The organism is Candidatus Cloacimonadota bacterium (genome assembly GCA_011372345.1).
Taxonomy (GTDB): Bacteria; Cloacimonadota; Cloacimonadia; order Cloacimonadales; family TCS61; genus DRTC01.
This window is the reverse complement of the sequence record DRTC01000508.1, coordinates 1-4,239: the sequence shown is the minus strand read 5'-3', so window position 1 is coordinate 4,239 and position 4,239 is coordinate 1. Positions and strand designations below refer to the sequence as shown.

At 37.9% G+C, this 4,239-nt stretch carries 3 protein-coding genes; all 3 read left to right on the top strand.

What is annotated here, in order from left to right:
• On the top strand, positions 1–536 hold a 536-nt coding region (locus ENL20_09785; protein ID HHE38847.1), incomplete at its 5' end, for a hypothetical protein.
• Between the two features lie 58 nt (positions 537–594).
• Positions 595–3,216 carry a hypothetical protein gene (locus ENL20_09780; protein HHE38846.1) on the top strand — a complete coding sequence of 874 codons (2,622 nt, stop codon included), beginning with the start codon at positions 595–597 and terminating at the stop codon, positions 3,214–3,216.
• Between the two features lie 54 nt (positions 3,217–3,270).
• A partial coding sequence (locus ENL20_09775) for a hypothetical protein (protein ID HHE38845.1) occupies positions 3,271–4,239 on the top strand: 969 nt, incomplete at its 3' end.

Here is a 4,239-nt window from a genome sequence, read left to right as displayed (position 1 = left end):
TTTCATATCTAAATTTTATGGAATTAGAGAGAAACCTGACAGTTTTGGAAAATAATCTGGATAGTCTTGATAACCGGACAAAATTTTCTTATGCTAATTTGTTGTTGAGTTCGGGAAAATATGATGAAAGTATCAAAATCTATGATAAAATCAATAATGAAACTCCAAACTGGTCATGTCCCTGGCGCCATAAAGGAGAAGCACTCTATAAGTCCAACAGGATGGAGGAATCGGAAGTAGCACTAATGAAATCTATAGAAACCAGAAAAGAGCATTATGATGCTTATGTCTGGCTGGCAAAAGTTCAGAAAGAAATGGGAAAGAATAAGGAAGCACTGGCAAGTCTGAAAACAGGAATTTCCTATAAGGGTAAAGATATTGAGAGTCCGGAAGAAGAAGTAGATTATCTGGAAGAGGATTTTCTTCACTTGGAATTACTGAAATTGAATGATAAGAAGCAGGAATTTGAGGATTTGAAAAAAAGAATAATGAAAATTGCTCCTGATGACGAAAGATGGAGTCAAATAAAAGACTAACCTTTTAATGGATTGAAAATTGCATCATTATATAAATTCTTAAAATGGAGGAGTTTATATGAAAAATATGAGACTTTTTATTTTTATAGCATTATTACTGGTTTCATTCACACTATCAGCTGAAGAAAAAGTTGTTATCAGGTTTGAATATCCAACTGCTCAAGTGTTAAAAGAATTTACACCCGAATTTTATGATATCGCTTCATTTAAGCCCGGACAATATCTGGATATTGTTGTTACTCGATCAAAATATGAGGAACTTCTGAATAGAGGATACAAAATAAAGATCGTGCAAACAGAACAGCAATTGAAACAAAATCTGAAGGATAAGCGAGAATTAACTGCGTATCGAAATTATAATGAAGTTCTAACCGAACTGCAGCTGATTGAAGCAAATAATCCAACTATCTGTAAACTTTATGATATTGGTGAAACCTGGGGAAAAGAATATTCCGATAATGGAAATTCCAATTATGATATCTATCATCAAGAAGTCTGGGCTTTGAAAGTTTCCGATAATGTACTTGTCGAAGAAGATGAACCTGGTGTTTATTATATGGGAACTCATCATGCTCGCGAACCGATCAGTTGCGAAGTTACGATGGCTATTTTAAACCATATTTTGGATAATTACGGAACAGATCCAACGATTACGGATAATGTGAATAATTCTCAAATCTGGTTCATTCCTTTAGTAAATCCTAATGGTCACAAACTTGTCATCGATGAATACGATGTCTGGTGGAGAAAAAATATTCGAGATAATAATGAGAATGGCTATATTGATAGTTATGACGGAGTCGATCCAAACCGGAATTATGGCTGGGAATGGGGTCCGGTCGGAACTTCCGATGATTGGTCTTCCGATGTCTATCATGGACCCGAAGCCTGGTCTGAACCGGAAATTGTAGCGATGAAAAATTTGTTGGAATCCCATCATTTTGTGACCGGCATAACATATCACAGTTACAGCGAATTAGTGCTTTTCCCATTCGGATATAATGATGGAGTTATTGCTCCCGATCATGATGCCCTGGAAGAATTGGCGATTGAAATGGCTGTGACTATTCCATCTGCTTATGGAGGAAATTATACTCCACAAGAAGCATGGGAATTGTATCCCTGCATGGGAACAACCGATGATTATTCCTACGGTCAACACGGCATTTTTTCTTTTACGATCGAATTGGGAACAGAATTCATTCCTCCTGGAAATGAGATACAGGGGATTTGTGACGATAATATCCAGGCAGCAATGATCCTTTTGGATAGAGTAAATTATCAAACTCTGACCGGAATCATCACTGATTCGGAAACCGGTTTACCGATCGTTGCAGAAATTTACATCGAAGGCATCGACAATACAGGAGTTTATCGCGAACCTTATCAGAGTGATGAACTTTTTGGAAGATACTATCGTTTACTCGAAACCGGAAACTATGATGTCACTTTTTCTGCAGATGGTTATTTTTCTCAAACATTTGAAAATGTCAGTATTATCAGCGGAGATACAACGATTTTAAATGTAAGTTTAGAAGCAGCAGATCCACCTGATATTTCCATAAATCCAACTTCTTTTACAGTAAATTTACAATCCGATGAAACGACTGATGAAAATTTAAGGATTTCCAATGATGGAGAATATGATCTTATTTATAATTTAACTCATGAAGATCGAGATTCCGGAGGTTCTGATATTTTTGGTTATAGTTGGAAAGACAGCGATGAACCGGATGGACCGATTTATTCCTGGCGGGATATCTCCGGAATGGGAACTTTAGTAAATTTCACTCATAATGATTACGCCACAAATCTTTTACCAATTGGGTTTACTTTCAATTATTACGGAACCGATTACACTCAATTCCGGATCAGTCCGAATGGCTGGCTTGGATTTGGAGATGACTGGACAGATTGGCATAATTTTGAACTTCCTCGTGTCGATGCTCCCAAACCTGCGATTTTTGGATTCTGGGATGATCTTTATCCTTTTGACGGATCGAATGGTGGAGGAGATGTTTATTATTACGGAAATTCCGATAGTCTGATTGTCTGGTTCGATGATGTCATTCATTATCCCGGAACCTGGAACGGAACTTATGATTTTCAGTTTATCCTTTATGCAAATGGACAGATATTACTGCAATATAGAACAGTTTCCGGTGATATCGATACTTCTACGATCGGTATCCAGAATGAATCCGGAGATGACGGACTTCAAGTCTGTTATAATGAAAATTATGTTCATAATGAACTGGCAGTTTTATTTAAGAAAGATTGGTTGAGCATTTCTCCAGCTTCCGGGAATGTCCCGGGAACTTCTTATAATGATATATCATTAACCTTTGACGCTTCCGGTTTACCTGAAGGAACTTATCTGAAGAATCTGATGATAAACAGCAATGATCCTGACGAACCGCTGACGATTGTTCCGATCAATTTATATGTTGGAACAATATTCCAGCCCGAAACACCACAGAATGTTGTGATCGAAATTGTCGGTTCAAATATAAATATTAGCTGGGATGCTGTAACCGGAGCAACATCTTATACAGTTTACAGTGATGCAGATCCTTATGGAACATTTTCAAATGTTGAACAGGCAGGAATTACAGGAACTTTTTGGAGCGAATCTGTTTCAGAAGAAAAGAAATTTTATCGTATAACAGCAAGTAATTAATGGAAAAACTTGCCAAATTTCAAGAATTTGGCAAGTTTTCGAAGTTCTCACAGAATGCAATTCTGTGCTACAAAAAAACGGAGGTTTTTTATGAAAAAAACAGTAGTTGTCGTGTGTATTTTCATTGTCGCAAGTTTAACACTTTTTGCAGTGAATGAAAATGTCGTAACTACGCAACTTCAGGAAAAATTGACGCAGACTCCTGAAACGGAATTTGTTAGAATTAATATCGCTCTGAAAGAGAAGTATGAATTCCAGGAGTTGATGAGAGCAACTCAAGATCTTTCAAGAGAAGAAAAAAGAGAATTCGTAACTGATGAATTGAAACAATTCTCCCAAAATTCGCAACAGCAGATTATTGCAGAATTAGAATTCTTTGAAGATCAGGGAATAGTGCGGGATATCAATCCGTTATGGATCACTAATCTGATCAATTGTTACGCTGCTCCGCATGTGGTTCAGCAATTATCTCAAAGAAACGATATCAGAAGTATCGATTGGGATGAAAAAAGGAAAATCCTGATCGAACCCGATACTTCCAATGAAACGATAAGCGAAGGAAATCAGAGAGACAGAGAAATAACCTGGAATGTAACTCTCGTGAACGCAGATGATGTCTGGGCTTTGGGTTATACGGGAGAAGGAGTAACTGTCGCAGTTCTGGATACAGGTGTCAGATACACTCATCATGACTTGCAGGATCATGTCTGGGATGGTTCTGCTTATGGCTATCCTTATCATGGATATGACTTTGCTAACAATGATAATAATCCTATGGATGATCATGGTCATGGAACTCACTGCGCTGGAACAGTTGCTGGAGACGGAACTGCAGGATCTCAAACCGGAATGGCTCCGGATGCTACGATCATGTGTGTAAAAGTTCTTGATAACGAAGGTAGTGGAACAGAATCAGAAGTCTGGGCTGCAATCGAATTTGCTACGGATTATGGAGCAGATGTGATCAGTATGTCGCTTGGCTGGCAGCATTCATGGGGAGTTGATCGAGAATCCTGGCGGGAC